The following is a 17,105-nucleotide window of genomic DNA, read 5'->3' on the forward strand; positions in this document are numbered from 1 at the left end:
GTTGCATTTCGCCGAACTCCGTTGCGATTTGCGGCTGTTATCCGTGCCGCCATTGCGCGACGATAAAGGTCCCAGAGGTATTGATTGGTGTGAAGATCGGCTGCTGCGGCAGCGATACCCTTGTGGTATTCACCCTGTTCGGTTGCACCGACCCACGCGGATGCGTGGGTTTTTTTTGCCTGTAAGTTGTCCTCCTCTCCCGTTTATAGCGCCTGCACGCGCCATCACCGGCCGCTGCCGGGCGCGGTTTAAATCCTGCATCTCTTAACGAAACGCTTACGGTTTGCGTATAGAAAACGTTCTGGCGATCCGCCGATAATGCGCGTCGTGATGATTTTCGCTGAAATAATCCCCTGTTTACCGGGGTTTTTACCCACACTTTTGCTGATCTGAAGACGCTGATGACTATCCATGCTCCCCGTTCTGGTTTCTCCCGCTGGCTGAAATGGCTGCTTGTGTTGCTGGTGCTGCTGATCGCGGCAGGCGTGATCTGGCGTGTGGCAGGCGGCAAGCGGGGCGCAGCACCCGGCGACCTGCCGCCAGGCGGTCATCGCGGCGCGGCGCCGATGAGCGGCCCGGCAACGCTGGTGCACAGCGGCGTTGCCGCGACGGCCGACGTGCCGGTGTACCTGAATGCGCTCGGCACGGTGATCCCCAACGCCAGCGTCACCGTCACCAGCCGCGTGGCCGGGCAGCTGCAGCAGGTGTTCTTTACTGAAGGGCAGAAAGTCAGCGCCGGTCAGCTGCTGGCGCAGATCGATCCGCGCAGTTATCAGGCGACGCTGGCGCAGTATCAGGGCGATCTCAGCCAGAACCAGGCGCTACTGCACAGTGCGCAACTGACGCTGGCACGCTACAAAAAGCTGGCAGCGCAGGACTCGCTGTCGCGCCAGGATCTGGATAGCCAGATTGCTACCGTCGGCCAGTATCAGGGCGCGGTGGCGGCGGATCAGGCGCAAATCGCCAGCGCAAAACTGGATATTGAGTATGCCCGCATCACCTCGCCGATCAGCGGCCGCGTAGGTCTGCGGCTGGTCGATCCGGGCAATATGGTGCAGACCAGCGACACCACCGGCATTGTGGTGGTGACGCAAATGCAGCCTGCCGCCGTGACGTTCAGCGTGCCGCAGAGTTACATCGCGCAGCTGACGCGCGCACTGCGCAACGGCCAGAGCCTGCCCGCGACGGCCTTCGATCAGGACAACAGCACCATACTGGCGCAGGGTGAGGTGAAGTACATCAGCAATCAGATCGATACCAGCACCGGCACCATCGAACTGAAAGCCAGCTTTCCTAACCAGGACGAAGCGCTGTTTGCCAACCAGTTCGTTAATCTGCGTCTGCAAACCGGCACGCTGAAAAACGCGACGGTGATCCCGGCGCAGGCGCTGCAGCTGAGCAGCGACGGGAGCTTTGTGTTTATTATCAACAAAGACAATAGCGTGACGCGCAAAGCGGTCACCGCCGGACCGGCACTGGGGGAAGATCGTCAGGCGATCCTGCAGGGCGTGGCGCCAGGCGATCGTCTGGTGACCGAGGGGATCGATCGTCTGACTAACGGCAGCAAAGTCCAGCTGGCTGACGACAGCAAAAGTACCCAGCCATGAATCCGTCTCGTCTGTTTATCCTGCGCCCGGTGGCGACGATTCTGCTGATGATCGGCGTGCTGATCGCCGGTCTGTTCGCTTATCGCTTTCTCTCCACCTCGGCGCTGCCGCAGGTGGATTATCCGACCATTCAGGTTACCACCCTTTATCCTGGCGCCAGCCCGGACGTGATGGCCTCATCCGTAACCTCGCCGCTGGAGCGTCAGCTCGGTCAGATGGCCGGTCTTAGCCAGATGACGTCTGCCAGCTCGGGCGGATCATCGATTATCACCCTGAAGTTCAGCCTCGATCTGTCGCTCGACGTCGCCGAACAGGAAGTCCAGGCGGCAATCAACGCGGCGAACAATCTGCTACCGGACGATCTGCCCAATCCGCCGACGTATAAAAAGGTCAATCCGGCCGACAGTGCGGTGATCACGCTGGCCGCCAGTTCCGACACGCTGCCGCTGACTGAGGTGCAGGATCTGGTGAACACGCGCGTGGCGCTGAAGCTGTCGCAAATCAACGGCGTGGGGATGGTGACCCTGGCGGGCGGTAATCAGCCGGCGATTCGCGTGCAGATGGATCCAAAAGCGCTGGCGGCGCACAAGCTGTCGCTGGAAGACGTCAATACGCTGATCGCCAACAGCAACGTCAACGGTTCGAAAGGCGGCTTCGACGGCAAATATCACTCGGTGACCATCGACGCCAACGACCAGCTGCGCACCGCAGCCGAATACGGCAATCTGATTCTCACCTGGCAGAACGGTGCGGCGCTGCGGCTGAAAGATATCGCTCATATCGAGCAGGGGCCGGAGAATCGCTTTCAGTCGGCGTGGGCCAATGACCGTCCGGCGATTGTCATCAGCGTGCAGCGCCAGCCCGGCGCCAACGTCATTCAGGTGGTGGATAGCATTAAAAAGCAGTTGCCCGTACTGCAGGCGGCGCTGCCGGATGGCGTGAAAATGCGTGTGCTCGCCGATCGCACGCAAACCATCCGCGCCTCAATCAGCGACGTACAGTTTGAACTGATGCTGTCGATCGCACTGGTGGTGATGGTGACCTTCCTGTTTCTGCGCAACGTGGCGGCGACGCTGATTCCCAGCGTGGCAGTACCGCTGTCGCTGATTGGCACCTTTGGCGTGATGTATCTCGCCGATTTCAGCCTCAACAACCTGTCGCTGATGGCGCTGACCATCGCCACCGGGTTTGTCATTGATGACGCGATTGTGGTGGTGGAGAACATTTCGCGCCGGCTGGAGCAGGGCGAAACGCCGATGCAGGCCGCGCTGAAAGGCTCGCAGCAGATTGGCTTCACCATTATTTCCCTCACGTTTTCCCTGATTGCGGTCCTGATTCCGCTGCTGTTTATGGGCGATGTGGTCGGACGGCTGTTCCGCGAATTCGCCATCACCCTGGCCGTCTCGATTCTGGTGTCGATGGTGGTGTCGCTGACGCTGACGCCTATGCTGTGTGCCTGGCTGTTAAGGCATATTCCGGAGTCGCAACAGTCACGCTTTGCGCGCAAAGGCGGCGAGCTGTTTGACAAACTGGTCCGCGGCTATGACCGCCTGCTCAGCGTAGTGCTCAACCATCAGAAGCTGACGCTGCTGGTGGCGCTGGCAACCTTTGCACTCACCGCGCTGCTGTATCTGGCCATCCCGAAAGGGTTCTTTCCCACGCAGGATACCGGGCTGATTCAGGGGGTGACCGTGGCGTCGCAGGATGTCTCCTTCACGGCGATGGCGCAGCGTCAGCAGGCGCTGGCAACGGTGATCCTGCAAAATCCGGCGGTCGAGAGTGTGTCCTCAACCATTGGTATCGACGGCAATAACACCAGCCTCAATAGCGGGCGCCTGCAGATCAACCTGAAAGCGTTTGACCAGCGCGACGTCAAAGCCGATGAGGTGATTGCGCAGCTACAGCAGGCGGCGCGCCGGGTCGCCGGCATTCAGCTTTATCTGCAGCCAGCACAGGACCTGACGGTCAACGATCAGGTGACGCCGAGCCAGTACCAGTTCACCCTTGATGATGCCGACAGCGAAAACCTGGTGCGCTGGACGCCGCAGCTGATAGCTGCGCTGCAGCAGCGCCCGGAGTTTAATGGCGTGGTCAGCAACCTGCAGGATCAGGGGCGCGTGGCCTATGTGGAGCTGAATCGCGATAAAGCGGCGCGCTACGGCATCACGGCAGCTGACGTCGATACCGCGCTGTACAACAGCTTTGGTCAGCGGCTGGTTTCCACCATTTTTACCCAGGCGAACCAGTATCGCGTGGTGCTGGAAGTGGCGCCGCAGTATCAGCAGTCGCCGGCGTCATTTGATGACGTTTATCTGCCGGTGAGCAGCAGCGCATCAACCAGCAGCGACAGCGACAGTGAGACCACCACCACCGGCATGGTGAAACTCACCGCCATCGCCAGCGTGCATGCGCGGACCGGGGCGCTGATGCACATGCGCCTGAATCAGTTCCCGGCGGTGATGGTGTCGTTCAATCTTAACCCCGGTTATTCGCTGGAGGAGGGGCAGCGGGCGATTGCGCAGGTCACGCAGCAGCTTAAACTGCCCGCCAGCATAACGCTGCGCTATCAGGGTGAAACCGCGGCGTTTCAGAGTGCCACCGGCAACACGCTATGGCTGATTCTGGCGGCGCTGATCACCATGTACGTGGTGCTGGGCATTCTGTATGAAAGCTTTATTCATCCGGTGACCATTCTCTCCACGCTGCCGTCGGCGGCGGTCGGGGCGCTGCTGACGCTGATGCTGGCGGGCAGCGAATTCAGCCTGATCGCGCTGATTGGCGTCATTCTGCTGATTGGCATCGTTAAAAAGAACGCCATTATGATGATCGACTTCGCGCTGGAGGCGCAGCATAAGCAGCATATGACGCCGCGCGAAGCGATCCATCAGGCCTGTCTGCTGCGCTTCCGGCCGATTCTGATGACCACCATGGCGGCGCTGCTCGGGGCGCTGCCGCTGATGCTGGCCTCCGGCTCCGGTGCTGAACTGCGTCAGCCGCTCGGGCTGGTGATTGTCGGTGGCCTGCTGGTGAGCCAGGTGCTGACGCTGTTCTCCACCCCGGTGATCTATCTGTGGTTTGATGGGCTGGCGCAGCGCGGTAAGCGCTACGTGCAGCGCCGGCAGCAGCAGGCGCGGGGCGAGCCATGAACATCACCCGGCTGTTTATCTTTCGCCCGGTTGCCACGCTGCTGCTGACGCTGGCGATCCTGCTGCTCGGGGCGCTGGGCTACCGGTTGCTGCCCGTCGCGCCGCTGCCGCAGGTGGATTTTCCTACCATCATGGTCAGCGCCAGCCTGGCCGGCGCCAGCCCGGAAACCATGGCGGCCACGGTGGCGACGCCGCTGGAGCGTTCGCTCGGCCAGATTGCCGGTGTGACGGAGATGACGTCGACCAGCTCGCAGGGCTCGACCAGCGTGATACTGCAGTTTGAACTTGACCGCGATATCAATGGTGCGGCGCGCGACGTGCAGGCGGCGATCAATGCGGCACGCAGCCTGTTACCGAGTGCCATGGAGTCGCTGCCGACCTATCGCAAAGCGAATCCCTCGGACGCGCCGATTGTGATGCTGGCGCTTACCTCCGCCACGCGCACGCCGGGTGAACTGTATGACCTCGCCGAAAGCAAAATCGAGCAGGCGATGGGCCAGGTCAGGGGCGTAGGCGAGGTGTCGCTGATGGGCAGCGCGCTGCCGGCGGTCCGCATTGATCTGCAGCCGCAACAGCTGACGCACTATGGCATTGCGCTGGATACGGTGCGCAGCGCCGTATCCAGCAGCACCACCAATCTGCCGAAAGGCATGCTGCAGGGCAGCAGCCAGTCCTGGATGGTGGACGGTAACGGCCAGCTGGACAAAGCGGCACAGTACCGCGACCTGATAGTCAGCTACCACGCGGGTAAGGCGGTGCGACTGCATGACGTCGCCACGGTGTATGACTCGGTGGAGGATCAGTATCAGGCCGGCTTTCTCAATTCACAGCCGTCGGTGATGATCGCCATCAAGCGTCAGGCCGGCGCTAACATGCTCGACACCATTGACGCCATCAAAGCGCAGCTGCCACAGCTGGAGAAAGATCTGCCTGCCGATACCCAGCTCAAAGTGGTGGTAGACCGTTCGCCAACGGTGCGCGCCTCCCTGTATGACACCGAAGAGACGCTGCTGGTGGCGATGCTGCTGGTGATTGCCGTGGTATTTGTCTTCCTGCGTAATTTGCAGGCGGTGGTGATTCCGGCGCTGGCGCTGCCGGTGTCGTTAATCGGCACCTGCGCGGTGATGTATCTGCTCGGTTACAGTCTCGATAACCTGTCGCTGATGGCGCTGATCATCGCCACGGGCTTTGTTGTTGATGACGCCATCGTGGTGCTGGAAAATATCACCCGGCACATCGAAGCCGGTCTGAGTCCGCTGCGTGCTGCCCTGCGCGGTGCCCATGAGGTGAGCTTTACGGTGCTGTCGATGACGGTGTCGCTGGTGGCGGTGTTTATCCCGATTCTGCTGATGGGCAGCATTGTTGGCCGCCTGTTCCGCGAATTTGCGGTGACGCTGACGGTCTCGCTGCTAATCTCCATGTTTGTCTCGCTCAGCCTGACCCCGATGCTGTGCGCCCGGCTGCTGCGGCCGAAGCCGCAGCTCACCCGGCGGCCGCATCCGCTCTATCAGCTGATCGAAAATGCGCTCAACGCGCTGCTGGTCGCCTACGCGCGTGGCCTGGCGTGGGTGATGGCGCACCAGAAGATCACCCTGCTAAGTTTGCTGCTCACCGTGCTGCTCAATCTGTTTCTGTTTAGCGTGGTGCAAAAGGGCTTTTTCCCCAATCAGGACACCGGCCTGCTGATGGGCGCCCTGCGCGCTGACCAGAACATCTCCTTCCAGGCGATGAAGCCAAAGATGCTGGCGTTCACCAAAATCATTGAGGCCGATCCGGCGGTAGACAGCGTGATGTCGTCAATGGGCAGCGGCATGTTTGGCTCGCGCAATAGCGCCAACTTTTTTGTCCGGCTGAAAGATTTTGACCAGCGCACTGCCAGCGCCACCGAAGTGGCTAACCGGCTGAGCCTGAAAACCCGCCATATTGCCGGGGCGCAGCTGTTCCTGATGGCCGCGCAGGATCTGCACATCGGCGGGCGCAGCGCCAACGCCACTTATCAGTACAGCCTGCAGGCTGATGATCTCGATCTGCTGCGCCGCTGGACGCCGAAAGTCCAGGCGGCGCTGGCCGCGATACCGCAACTCAACAGCGTGGATTCCGATGCGCAAACCGGCGGACAGGAGGTGGTGATCAACATCGATCGCGACCGCGCCACGCGGCTGGGCGTTAACGTGCAGATGCTGGACACGCTGCTGAACAATGCCTTTAGCCAGCGACAGATTGCCACGCTCTATCACACGCTCAATCAGTACCATGTGGTGATGGCCCTGCAGGACAGCGACACGCGCGATCCGGCCATGCTGCAACAACTGTATGTGATTAACGACAGCGGCGATCGCGTGCCGCTGGCGGCCTTTGCCCGCTTCAGCGGCGGCAACGCGCCGCTGTCGGTTGCGCATCAGGGCCAGTCAGCGACCAGCACCATCGCCTTCAACCTCAACGACGGCGTGTCGCTGGAGCAGGCGCAGACGCTGATTAAGCAAGCGATGGCACAGCTGGGGTTGCCCTCGAGCATTCAGGCGGGCTTTGCCGGCACCGCCGCAGCGTTCTCTCAGCTCACCGCCACCATGCCGTGGCTGATTATTGCGGCGCTGGCGGCGGTGTATATCGTCCTGGGCGTACTGTATGAGAGTTACATTCACCCGCTGACCATTCTCTCCACGCTGCCGTCGGCAGGCGTCGGGGCGCTGCTGCTGTTGCTGCTGACCAATACGCAGCTGACGGTGATTGCGCTGATCGGCATCATTTTGCTGATCGGTATCGTCAAGAAAAACGCCATCATGATGATCGATTTTGCCCTGCACGCCGAGCGCAGCCAGGGGCTGTCGCCGCAGCAGGCGATTACGCAGGCGTGCCTGATGCGCTTTCGGCCGATCATGATGACCACGCTGGCCGCCTTCTTCGGCGCTCTGCCGCTGGCGCTGGGCAGCGGTGGCGACGCTGATTTACGCAGTCCGCTGGGGATTGCGATTGCCGGCGGTCTGGCCCTGAGCCAGCTGCTGACCCTGTTTACCACGCCAGTGGTCTATCTCTGGCTGGATCGTCTCAGCCGCGCCACCCAGCGTCAGTGGCGGCGCGTGCGTCATGTGGAATCCTGATTGATGAAAATGATGAACATTGGCGCGCTGACGGCGGCGCTACTGGTTGCTGGCTGTAGCGTTGGCCCCGATTATCAGCGTCCGGCGATGGCGCTGCCGACGCACTATAAAGAGGCCAAAGGCTGGACGCAGGCCACGCCGCAGGACGCCAGTCGCAAAGGGGAGTGGTGGACGGTGTATCACGATGCCACCTTGTCCAGCCTGCTGCGCCAGGTGAGCATTTCTAACCAGAACGTCGCCAGTTATGCGGCGCAGTATCGCGAAGCCCAGGCGCTGAGCGCGCAGTCGCGCGCGGCGCTGTTTCCCTCACTCGACTACGATGTCAGCAGCACGCGCAGCGGCAGCCGTGCCAGCACCAGCGGTCAGCGCAGCGTCAGCAACAGCCACAGCGCTACGCTGAATGCCAGCTGGGAGCTGGATCTGTGGGGCAAACTGCGCCGCACCCAGGAAGAAGATAAGGCCAGCGCGCAGGCCAGCCAGGCTGAACTGGCCAATGTCACGCTGAGCGCCCAGTCAGAACTGGCGCAGGACTATTTTCAGCTGCGCATCATCGACGAAAAGATCGCGCTCTATCAGCGCAGCATTGAAGCTTATCAGCGCTATCTCAGCGTGATTAACAACAAGTACCGCGCCGGTAGCGAATCCCGCGCAACCCTGGCGCAGGCACAGATGCAGCTGGAGAGCGCCCGCGCTTCGGCGCAGGATTATCAGTGGCAGCGCGCGCAACTGGAGCACGCGGTGGCGCTGCTGCTGGGGCGTGCGCCAGCCGACTTTACGTTGCCGGTGGCGAAGCTGGATGCCACGCTGCCGTCCATTCCGCAGAGCCTGCCTTCGGCGTTGCTGCAGCGCCGTCCGGACATCGCCTATGCCGAACGTAACGTGGCGGCCGCCAACGCGGCGGTCGGGGTGGCGATTGCCGGTTATTATCCCGACCTGACGCTCAGCGCCAGCGGTGGCGTGACCGCCTCAGCGATCCACAGCTTATTGTCGCTGCCGAATCGCGCCTGGTCGCTGGGGCCGGAGCTCAGCGGTACGCTGCTCGACTTTGGCGCGACCTCGGCGAAAGTGGCGCAGGCGCGTGCCGCCTATGATGCCAGCGTGGCCACCTATCGCCAGACGGTGCTGAGCGCGCTGGGAGAAGTGGAAGATAACCTGGTGGAACTGAATACCTTGCAGGGGGAAATCGCCGCGCAGCAGCGCGCCGCCGTGGCGGCACAGGAGTCAGCACGCGTAACGCGCAACCAGTATGACGCCGGCATGATTGATTACCTTGATGTCGCTACCACGGAAAACAGCAGCCTGAGCGAGCAGCAGAGCCTGCTGTCGCTGCAGAGCAGCCAGTGGGTGAGCAGCGTGGCGCTGATCGCCGCGCTGGGCGGCGGCTGGCAGGGCGAATCACCCTGAATTCATCACGATAAATCACTGCGCTACTTGTCGAACATCCCCGGATCCTGCAAGGTAAGAACCATTTTTTACCGCTGCTAAGGAGCTGGCATGCTATTTACCGTTCTGCGTTTCCTCTGTCGCCTGTTATGGCGCGTTGAGCTGCGTGGCGATCTGACTGCCCTGCACAAAGAAAAAGTGCTGATCACGCCAAACCATATGTCGTTTCTCGATGGCGTGCTGCTGGCGCTGTTTCTGCCCATCAAACCGGTGTTCGCCGTCTATTCTTCGATCAGCGAACAGTGGTATATGCGCCTGCTCAGGCCGGTCATCGACTTCGTGCCGCTCGACCCCACCAAACCGATGTCGATCAAACATCTGGTGCGCATGATCAACGAAGGGCGTCCGGTGGTGATCTTTCCGGAAGGGCGCATTACCGTCACCGGCTCATTGATGAAAATCTACAGCGGCGCTGGCTTCGTCGCTGCGAAATCCGCCGCCACCGTGGTGCCGATGCGCATTGAAGGCGCAGAGTACACGCCGTTTGGCCGCCTGGCCGGGGTGTTTAAACGCCGCCTGTTCCCGCGCATTACCCTGACGGTGCTGCCGGCCACGGTAATTCCCATGCCGGAAGCGAAACGCGCGCGCGACCGCCGCGTGCTGGCCGGTGAGCATTTACACCATGTGATGATGGAAGCGCGCATGGCGGTGCGCCCGCGCGAAACGCTGTTCGACGCTTTTCTCAATGCGCGCACCCGTTACGGGCTGAGTAAAGCCTGCATCGAAGACATCAACTTTAAGCCGGACAGCTACACCGGACTGTTGAAAAAAGCGCTCGGCGTCGGACGCATTCTGGAGCGCTACAGCCAGCAGGGCGAATTCGTTGGCCTGCTGCTGCCGAACGCCACGGTGACCGCGGCAGCGATTCTCGGGGCTTCACTGCGCGGTCGCGTGCCGGCCATGCTCAACTACACCGCCGGCATCAACGGCATGCGCGCGGCGCTGACCGCCTCGCAGGTGAAAACCGTGTTTACCTCGCGCCAGTTCCTGGAGAAAGGCAACCTGTGGCACCTGCCGCAGGGGCTGACGGAGGTGCAGTGGATCTATCTGGAGGATCTGAAGGATACCGTCACGCTGCAGGACAAACTGTGGATCCTCGCGCACCTGCTGCTGCCACGCCGGGCACAGGTTGCGCAGCAGCCAGAAGACGCGGCAATGGTGCTGTTTACCTCCGGCTCGGAAGGCAATCCCAAAGGTGTGGTGCACTCGCATAAAAGCCTGCTGGCGAACGTGGAGCAGATTCGCACCGTGGCGGACTTCACCCCGCGCGACCGCTTTATGTCGGCGCTGCCGCTGTTCCACGCCTTCGGCCTCACCGTCGGGCTGTTCACGCCGCTGCTTACCGGCGCGCAGGTGTTCCTCTATCCCAGCCCGCTGCACTATCGCATCGTGCCGGAGCTGGTGTATGACCGTAACTGCACCGTGCTGTTCGGCACCTCCACCTTCCTCGGCAACTATGCGCGCTTTGCCAGCCCGTACGATTTCGCCCGGCTGCGCTACGTGGTGGCCGGTGCCGAGAAGCTGCAGGAAGGCACGCGCCAGATCTACATGGAGAAGTACGGCATCCGCATCCTCGAAGGTTACGGCGTGACCGAGTGTGCGCCAGTGGTGGCAATCAACGTACCGATGGCCGCCAAATCGCATACCGTCGGGCGTATTCTGCCGGGCATGGATTCACGTCTGATTGCGGTACCGGGCATTGAGCAGGGCGGACGACTACAGCTGCGCGGTCCGAACGTCATGAACGGCTACCTGCGGGTGGAAAACCCCGGCGTGCTGGAGCCACCGGTGGCGGATAACGGCGAAGGCGAACAGGAAGCTGGCTGGTACGATACCGGGGATATTGTCAGCTTTGACGAGGGCGGTTTCTGTCAGATTCAGGGGCGCGCTAAACGCTTCGCCAAAATTGCCGGAGAGATGGTGTCGCTGGAGAGCGTGGAGCAGATTGCCCTGAAAGCCTCGGCGGAGAAACAGCACGCGGCGTCGCTGCGGCCCGATGGCCAGCGCGGTGAAGCGCTGGTGCTGTTTACCACCGACAGTGAACTCAGCCGCGAGCGGCTGCAGCAGGCCGCGCGTGAGATGGGTGCGCCAGAGCTGGCCGTGCCGCGCGACATTCGCTACATGAAACAGCTGCCGATGCTGGGCAGCGGTAAACCAGACTACGTCAGCCTGAAACAGCTGGCAGAAGAGGAGCGGGCATGAGTCAGTCGGTGAATCCGGACGCTCCTTTGCTGTCGCGCAGTATGCTGGCGGTGATCGTGGCACAGTTTTTCTCTGCCTTTGGCGACAACGCGCTGCTGTTCGCCACGCTGGCGCTGCTGAAAAGTCAGTTCTATCCGGACTGGAGCCAGCCGATCCTGCAGATGTTGTTTGTGGCCACTTACATTCTGCTCGCGCCGTTTGTCGGGCAGATGGCCGACAGCTTTGCCAAAGGGCGGGTGATGATGTTTGCCAACAGCCTCAAGCTGCTCGGTGCGCTGGTGATCTGCTTCGGCTTTAATCCGTTTCTCGGCTACACGCTGGTGGGCGTCGGCGCGGCGGCATATTCGCCAGCGAAATACGGCATCCTGACGGAGATCACCAGCGGCGCGCGGCTGGTGAAAGCCAACGGGCTGATGGAGTCGTCGACTATCGCGGCGATTCTGCTCGGCTCGGTGGCAGGCGGCGTGCTCGCCGACTGGCATCTGCTGGCAGCACTGGTGGTGTGTGCACTCACTTACGCACTGGCGGTGGTGGCGAACCTGTTCATTCCGCGTCTGCTGCCAGCGCGCCCCGGCCAGAGCTGGCACGCTGGCGCGATGCTGCGCAGCTTTATCGCCTCGGCACAGCTGCTGTGGCGTAACGGTGAAACCCGCTTCTCGCTGCTCGGCACCAGCCTGTTCTGGGGTGCTGGCGTCACGCTGCGCTTCCTGCTGGTGCTGTGGGTGCCGGTGGCGCTCGGCATCACGGACAACAAAACGCCGACCACGCTAAATGCCATGGTGGCGATCGGTATCGTTATCGGCGCGGCCGCAGCGGCAAAACTGGTCACGCTGCAAACGGTGCGGCGCTGCATGCCGGTCGGCGTGCTGATTGGCGTGATGGTGGTGCTGTTCTCGCTGCAGCATAGCCTGCTGAATGCGTATCTGCTACTGATGCTGATTGGTGCGCTGGGCGGCTTCTTTGTGGTGCCGCTCAACGCGCTGTTGCAGGAGCGCGGCAAAGATACCGTGGGTTCAGGCAATGCGATTGCGGTGCAAAACCTGGGTGAGAACAGCGCGATGCTGCTGATGCTGGGGCTGTATACCGTGGCGATTAAGCTGGGGGCGCCGGCGGTCGCGACGGGCGTAGGCTTCGGCGCGCTGTTCGCCATGGCGATTGCCGTGCTGTGGTGGAGAACGCGTCGCTGAGCGGCGCAGAAAGGGACCAGGTCGCCATGAATGGCGACCCTACCCTGGCCCGGCGCGTACGCCAAAACCACAGCAGGTACGCGAGGGTAACACAAACCCTGTAGGGTGCGCGTTAACGCGCACCAAAACCGCAGCAGATACGCAAGGGTAACAAACCCTGTAGGGTGCGCGTTAACGCGCACCAGGGAGATTACGGTGCCGGATACGTGTACTGACGGTGAATCGCTTCCAGCGCCTCTAACACCTCGCCGCTCAGCGTCAGATTGAAACTCTCCACGTTAACCTTCAGCTGTTCCATGGTGGTGGCACCGAGCAGGGTGCTGGCCACAAACGGCTGCTGCCGCACATAGGCCAGCGCCATCTGTGACGGATCCAGGTTGTGCTGTTTCGCCAGCGCCACGTAGGCAGCAATCGCCTGCTGTGACTGCTCGCCGCTGTAGCGGGTAAAGCGGCTGAACAGCGTATTGCGCGCGCCGGCCGGTTTCGCCCCGTTGAGGTATTTACCGCTCAGCGTACCAAAGGCCAGGCTGGAATAAGCCAGCAGTTCCACGCCCTCATGCTGGCTAATCTCTGCCAGACCCACTTCAAAACTGCGGTTCAGCAGGCTGTACGGATTCTGAATGGTGACGATACGCGGCAGCTCATGCTTCTCCGCTAGTTGCAGGTAGCGCATCACGCCCCAGGCCGTTTCGTTCGAGACGCCGATGTAACGGATCTTGCCCGCGCGTACCTGTTCGGTCAGCGCTTCCAGCGTCTCCAGCAGCGTAACGGTGGCGGTGTTATCACTGTACTGATAACCGAGCTTGCCAAAGTAGTTGGTCTGGCGTTGCGGCCAGTGCAGCTGGTAGAGGTCGAGGTAATCGGTATTAAGGCGCTTCAGGCTAGCGTCCAGCGCTTCGCGGATGTTCTTGCGATCCAGCGCCTGGTTGGGGCGAATCAGCGCATCGCTGCCGCGCACCGGGCCGGCGACTTTACTCGCCAGAATGATTTTGTCGCGGCTGCCGCGCTTTTGCAGCCAGCTGCCAATGTATTTTTCGGTCAGGCCCTGGGTTTCCGGACGCGGTGGCACCGGATACATCTCGGCGGTATCAATCAGGTTAATACCCTGGCTAACGGCGTAATCAAGCTGCTGGTGGGCGTCGGCTTCGCTATTCTGCTCACCAAACGTCATCGTGCCTAACCCCAGCTGACTGACTTCCAGCGTGCTATGGGGGATACGGTGATAATGCATTGCCGGCTTCCTTTTTTCATTATGAAACGGAATGTTGTGTTCTCTGGGACTATAGCCTGTGAAGTGGCGCAGAAGGAAGGGGGGAAAGTTCGGGAAATCGCCTGCACAGGGGGAAAACGCGTACAGGCGAGGCAATTTGGCACTTAACGCTCAATGATGGTGGAAACCTCGTCACCATTAATTTGCATAACATGGCCCTGTTCGTCGGTGTACTGCACCAGACCGGTTTCTTTATCAATCGACGGCTTACCTTCGGTCATAATCATGCGGCCATCTTTGGTGGCCATAACGTAATCACTGCTGCAACCGCTTAATGCCAGCGCCGCCAGCAGCAGGCCCACTGCACTTACCAACCCTTTCATTCTCAGCTCCCTCAAGCCACTTCAACAGCAAAAGTGTAGTAATAAATGCTTTTGCCAGCTGGAGTAATCGCATCATTCCTAAAATAACAGGGCGAGATGCGCTCGCCCTTGACAGGTTACGCTTTGTTTTTCCTGCTGCGCATCAGGTTCAGACACTCTACCGCCATGGAGAAGAACATCGCAAAATAAATGTAACCTTTTGGTACATGCATACCAAAACTCTCGAGGATCAGGGTAAAGCCGACCAGAATCAGAAACGCCAGCGCCAGCATTTTGACCGACGGATGCCGCTCAACAAACTCGCCAATCGCGCGCGCGGCCACCATCATCATCAGCACTGCGATGACCACCGCCGCCATCATAATGAACAGGTGATCGGACAGACCGACGGCGGTGATCACCGAATCCAGGCTGAAAATGATGTCGAGCAGCATGATCTGCACGATGGCGCCGAAGAAAGAGTGCACATTGGTTTTGTGCTCCTCTTCGCCGCCTTCGATGGTTTCATGGATCTCCATGCTCGACTTCCACAGCAGGAACAGGCCGCCGAACAGCAGAATCAGATCGCGCGCGGAGAAGGCGTGGTCCATGATGGAAAACAACGGCTGCGTCAGTCTCACCACCCAGGCGATGGAGGCCAGCAGCCCAAGGCGCATCAACATCGCCCCCATCAGACCCAGCCGGCGCGCCCGGTTTTGCTGGTGCTGCGGCAGTTTCGCGACCACCAGAGACAGGAAAATAATGTTATCGATACCCAGCACCACTTCCAGAATGGTTAATGTTCCCAGCGCCAGCCAGGCGTTGGGATCAGCAATCCAGTCAAACATGAATCCTTCATTCCTAAACGAAAAGTAAACGGGAATTATACACGGCGCAGGCGGCGCTGCCTAAAGTGATCCTGCAAGGGCGAGGTTGTACCGGGAATTACAGCAGAAAATGCCGTGCCAGCAGCGGTCCGGTAAAGCTCTTCTTGAGGTAAAAACCGCGCGGCAGCGTCATGATCGGCTCGCCGTGTTCGCCGATGGCTTCGGTCAGCGCTTTGCTGTTGGCCGCTTTTGGCCTGATTTGCAGCCACGCGCCGTGGCGGGCGCTGATGCGCTCCACCTGGCCGAGCACGATCATGTCCATCAGCTCTTCCCAGTCCTCACGTAACTGCTGCTCTTCCTGCGCATTCGGTTGCCACAGCAGTGGCGAACCCACGCGGCGCTCGGCCAGCGGAATGGCGCGATCGCCCTCCACCGGGATCCACAGCACCCGCGCCAGCTTGTGGCGCACGTGGCTGGTTTGCCAGGTAACGCCGCTGTTGCCGGTGAGCGGTGCCACGCAGACAAAGGTGGTTTCCAGCGGCTTACCCAGCGCGTCGACCGGAATGGTTTTGAGTTCAATACCGAGATGCGCAAAATCCTGCTCGGCTTTACTGCCGGCGCTGGCGCCCAGCAGCAGCTCCAGCAGCATGCCAACCCAGCCTTTATCACGGCGTAAATCGGCAGGCATCGGCAGGCCAAGCTGCGCGGCCAGCGCGGCAAAGCTCTGACCAGCCAGCTGTTGGGCACGCTGGAGCAGTTCGGCTTCGTTACGGGGCGCAGCAGGCAAGGCGGCAGGGCAATTCATGATAAAACTCGCATTGGTCAAAATTTGGTCAGTAAAGGTCGGCGCGTGTTGTCCACATCGTGCCGGACAATGTAAACGTGATAATAGCATGATTCAGCATGCTTTTTTAGCGCGATTGACCAGGAGCTCACCAGGGTAAGAGGCGGTTATCCCGGTTTGTTATCGACAATGAACAGGATCTTAAACCCAGTTATCCACAGAAAAGTGGGATAACCCCACGTTTTGCCCACCCCTGTTTCCATTTACAGCCTTGACTTTGCCGAACTGCACGCTTTTTTTCCATTCTCTGCCCAGGTTTAGGACATTCTCTGTGGATAAAATCAACGGTGATGGATCTTTGAGCAGCGGTAACCGCGTGGGGAAGAATAACCGGCTGTCACACCGTGTATCTGAACGCATTGATTGGCTATCACCATGATAAATGGTGGTTTTAGTGCTATTCTCCCCGGCGTGCATGAGAATTTTCCGAAGCGGTTATTCAACTCATTCCCGTGTTCTGCACAAAGCTATCCACAGAAAAGGTGAATAAGATCGCCGTTAAATGCCCCTGTCTGTTTATAACATGGCTATTATCTGTGAGTTATCCCATTGTTATCCGGTCAGCGGCGCGGATATCCAGTGGTTTACCGCCTGTAAGGAGTATGAAACAATCAGGCTATTCAAATTTAGCTTTGAGGTAGTCCAGTGATCGATGATGATGGCTACCGCCCGAATGTTGGTATCGTAATCTGTAACAGGCAAGGACAAGTGTTATGGGCCAGGCGCTTTGGACAGCACTCCTGGCAGTTTCCTCAGGGAGGCATCAATCCGGGTGAAACCGCTGAACAGGCGATGTATCGCGAACTGTTCGAAGAAGTGGGTTTACACCGCAAAGATGTTCGAATACTTGCTTCAACCCGTAACTGGTTACGTTACAAGTTGCCAAAACGTTTGGTGCGTTGGGACACAAAGCCGGTGTGTATCGGCCAGAAACAAAAGTGGTTTCTTCTGCAGTTGATGTGTAGTGACGCGGATATCAATGTGCAACACAGCAGCACGCCGGAGTTCGATGGCTGGCGCTGGGTCAGCTTCTGGTATCCGGTACGTCAGGTTGTCTCTTTCAAGCGCGATGTGTATCGCCGCGTCATGAAGGAATTCGCTGGCGTGGTGATGTCTATGCAGGAGAGTGCGGGGCAGCGCAATAACAACGCCGCCCATCGACGTAAAAGAGGATAGGCC

The 17,105-nt window shown here is 60.0% G+C and carries 11 protein-coding genes; 7 read left to right on the forward strand and 4 right to left on the reverse strand.

Annotation, left to right across the window (positions count from 1 at the left end; translation table 11 throughout):
* Window positions 1–401: 401 nt before the first annotated feature.
* From AC6I79_RS04230 to lplT, 6 genes are all read left to right on the forward strand, one after another.
* A complete protein-coding gene (locus tag AC6I79_RS04230; RefSeq protein ID WP_315656494.1) occupies window positions 402–1,607 on the forward strand; it encodes an MdtA/MuxA family multidrug efflux RND transporter periplasmic adaptor subunit in 1,206 nt (401 codons plus the stop codon).
* Complete coding sequence (locus tag AC6I79_RS04235; RefSeq protein WP_498027584.1) at window positions 1,604–4,753, forward strand: multidrug efflux RND transporter permease subunit; 3,150 nt, start codon at window positions 1,604–1,606, stop codon at window positions 4,751–4,753. Before AC6I79_RS04230 ends, AC6I79_RS04235 begins: the two co-directional genes overlap by 4 nt.
* Window positions 4,750–7,851 carry an efflux RND transporter permease subunit gene (locus AC6I79_RS04240; RefSeq protein ID WP_498027585.1) on the forward strand — a complete coding sequence of 1,034 codons (3,102 nt, stop codon included), beginning with the start codon at window positions 4,750–4,752 and terminating at the stop codon, window positions 7,849–7,851. Before AC6I79_RS04235 ends, AC6I79_RS04240 begins: the two co-directional genes overlap by 4 nt.
* Window positions 7,852–7,863: 12 nt before the next feature.
* Window positions 7,864–9,255, forward strand: a complete 1,392-nt coding sequence (locus AC6I79_RS04245; RefSeq protein WP_372773972.1) for an efflux transporter outer membrane subunit — start codon at window positions 7,864–7,866, stop codon at window positions 9,253–9,255.
* Between the two features lie 90 nt (window positions 9,256–9,345).
* Window positions 9,346–11,496, forward strand: coding sequence for a bifunctional acyl-ACP--phospholipid O-acyltransferase/long-chain-fatty-acid--ACP ligase (aas, locus tag AC6I79_RS04250; RefSeq protein WP_264442038.1), 2,151 nt, complete (start codon window positions 9,346–9,348; stop codon window positions 11,494–11,496).
* On the forward strand, window positions 11,493–12,683 hold the full coding sequence (lplT, locus tag AC6I79_RS04255; RefSeq protein WP_498027586.1) for a lysophospholipid transporter LplT: 1,191 nt from the start codon (window positions 11,493–11,495) through the stop codon (window positions 12,681–12,683). Before aas ends, lplT begins: the two co-directional genes overlap by 4 nt.
* 190 nt (window positions 12,684–12,873) lie before the next feature.
* Here the strand turns inward: lplT and AC6I79_RS04260 are convergent, their stop codons facing one another.
* The 4 genes from AC6I79_RS04260 to mutH form a co-directional block, all read right to left on the reverse strand.
* Window positions 12,874–13,914, reverse strand: coding sequence for an NADP(H)-dependent aldo-keto reductase (locus AC6I79_RS04260; protein ID WP_021506697.1), 1,041 nt, complete (start codon window positions 13,912–13,914; stop codon window positions 12,874–12,876).
* A 143-nt stretch (window positions 13,915–14,057) separates the two neighbouring features.
* Window positions 14,058–14,276 (reverse strand): YgdI/YgdR family lipoprotein, encoded by a 219-nt coding sequence (locus AC6I79_RS04265; protein ID WP_021506698.1) that lies wholly within the window; start codon window positions 14,274–14,276, stop codon window positions 14,058–14,060.
* 116 nt (window positions 14,277–14,392) lie between these two features.
* Window positions 14,393–15,103, reverse strand: a complete 711-nt coding sequence (locus tag AC6I79_RS04270) for a TerC family protein (RefSeq protein WP_021506699.1) — start codon at window positions 15,101–15,103, stop codon at window positions 14,393–14,395.
* Window positions 15,104–15,200: 97 nt separating this feature from the next.
* On the reverse strand, window positions 15,201–15,887 hold the full coding sequence (gene mutH / locus AC6I79_RS04275; RefSeq protein ID WP_031279494.1) for a DNA mismatch repair endonuclease MutH: 687 nt from the start codon (window positions 15,885–15,887) through the stop codon (window positions 15,201–15,203).
* Between the two features lie 684 nt (window positions 15,888–16,571).
* On the opposite strand from mutH, the gene rppH reads away from it, so the two are divergent.
* On the forward strand, window positions 16,572–17,102 hold the full coding sequence (gene rppH, locus AC6I79_RS04280) for an RNA pyrophosphohydrolase (protein WP_031279497.1): 531 nt from the start codon (window positions 16,572–16,574) through the stop codon (window positions 17,100–17,102).
* Window positions 17,103–17,105: the final 3 nt, after the last annotated feature.

The organism is gamma proteobacterium symbiont of Scutellera amethystina (assembly GCF_059730845.1).

What these genes read in the sequence shown, in the direction of transcription:
- aas (WP_264442038.1), top strand. Translation starts at nt 9,346, where the DNA reads ATGCTATTTACCGTTCTGCGTTTCCTCTGTCGCCTGTTATGGCGCGTT.
- AC6I79_RS04260 (WP_021506697.1), bottom strand. Translation starts at nt 13,914, where the DNA reads ATGCATTATCACCGTATCCCCCATAGCACGCTGGAAGTCAGTCAGCTG.
- lplT (WP_498027586.1), top strand. Translation starts at nt 11,493, where the DNA reads ATGAGTCAGTCGGTGAATCCGGACGCTCCTTTGCTGTCGCGCAGTATG.
- AC6I79_RS04240 (WP_498027585.1), top strand. Translation starts at nt 4,750, where the DNA reads ATGAACATCACCCGGCTGTTTATCTTTCGCCCGGTTGCCACGCTGCTG.
- AC6I79_RS04265 (WP_021506698.1), bottom strand. Translation starts at nt 14,276, where the DNA reads ATGAAAGGGTTGGTAAGTGCAGTGGGCCTGCTGCTGGCGGCGCTGGCA.
- AC6I79_RS04235 (WP_498027584.1), top strand. Translation starts at nt 1,604, where the DNA reads ATGAATCCGTCTCGTCTGTTTATCCTGCGCCCGGTGGCGACGATTCTG.
- AC6I79_RS04245 (WP_372773972.1), top strand. Translation starts at nt 7,864, where the DNA reads ATGAACATTGGCGCGCTGACGGCGGCGCTACTGGTTGCTGGCTGTAGC.
- AC6I79_RS04270 (WP_021506699.1), bottom strand. Translation starts at nt 15,103, where the DNA reads ATGTTTGACTGGATTGCTGATCCCAACGCCTGGCTGGCGCTGGGAACA.
- AC6I79_RS04230 (WP_315656494.1), top strand. Translation starts at nt 402, where the DNA reads ATGACTATCCATGCTCCCCGTTCTGGTTTCTCCCGCTGGCTGAAATGG.
- mutH (WP_031279494.1), bottom strand. Translation starts at nt 15,887, where the DNA reads ATGAATTGCCCTGCCGCCTTGCCTGCTGCGCCCCGTAACGAAGCCGAA.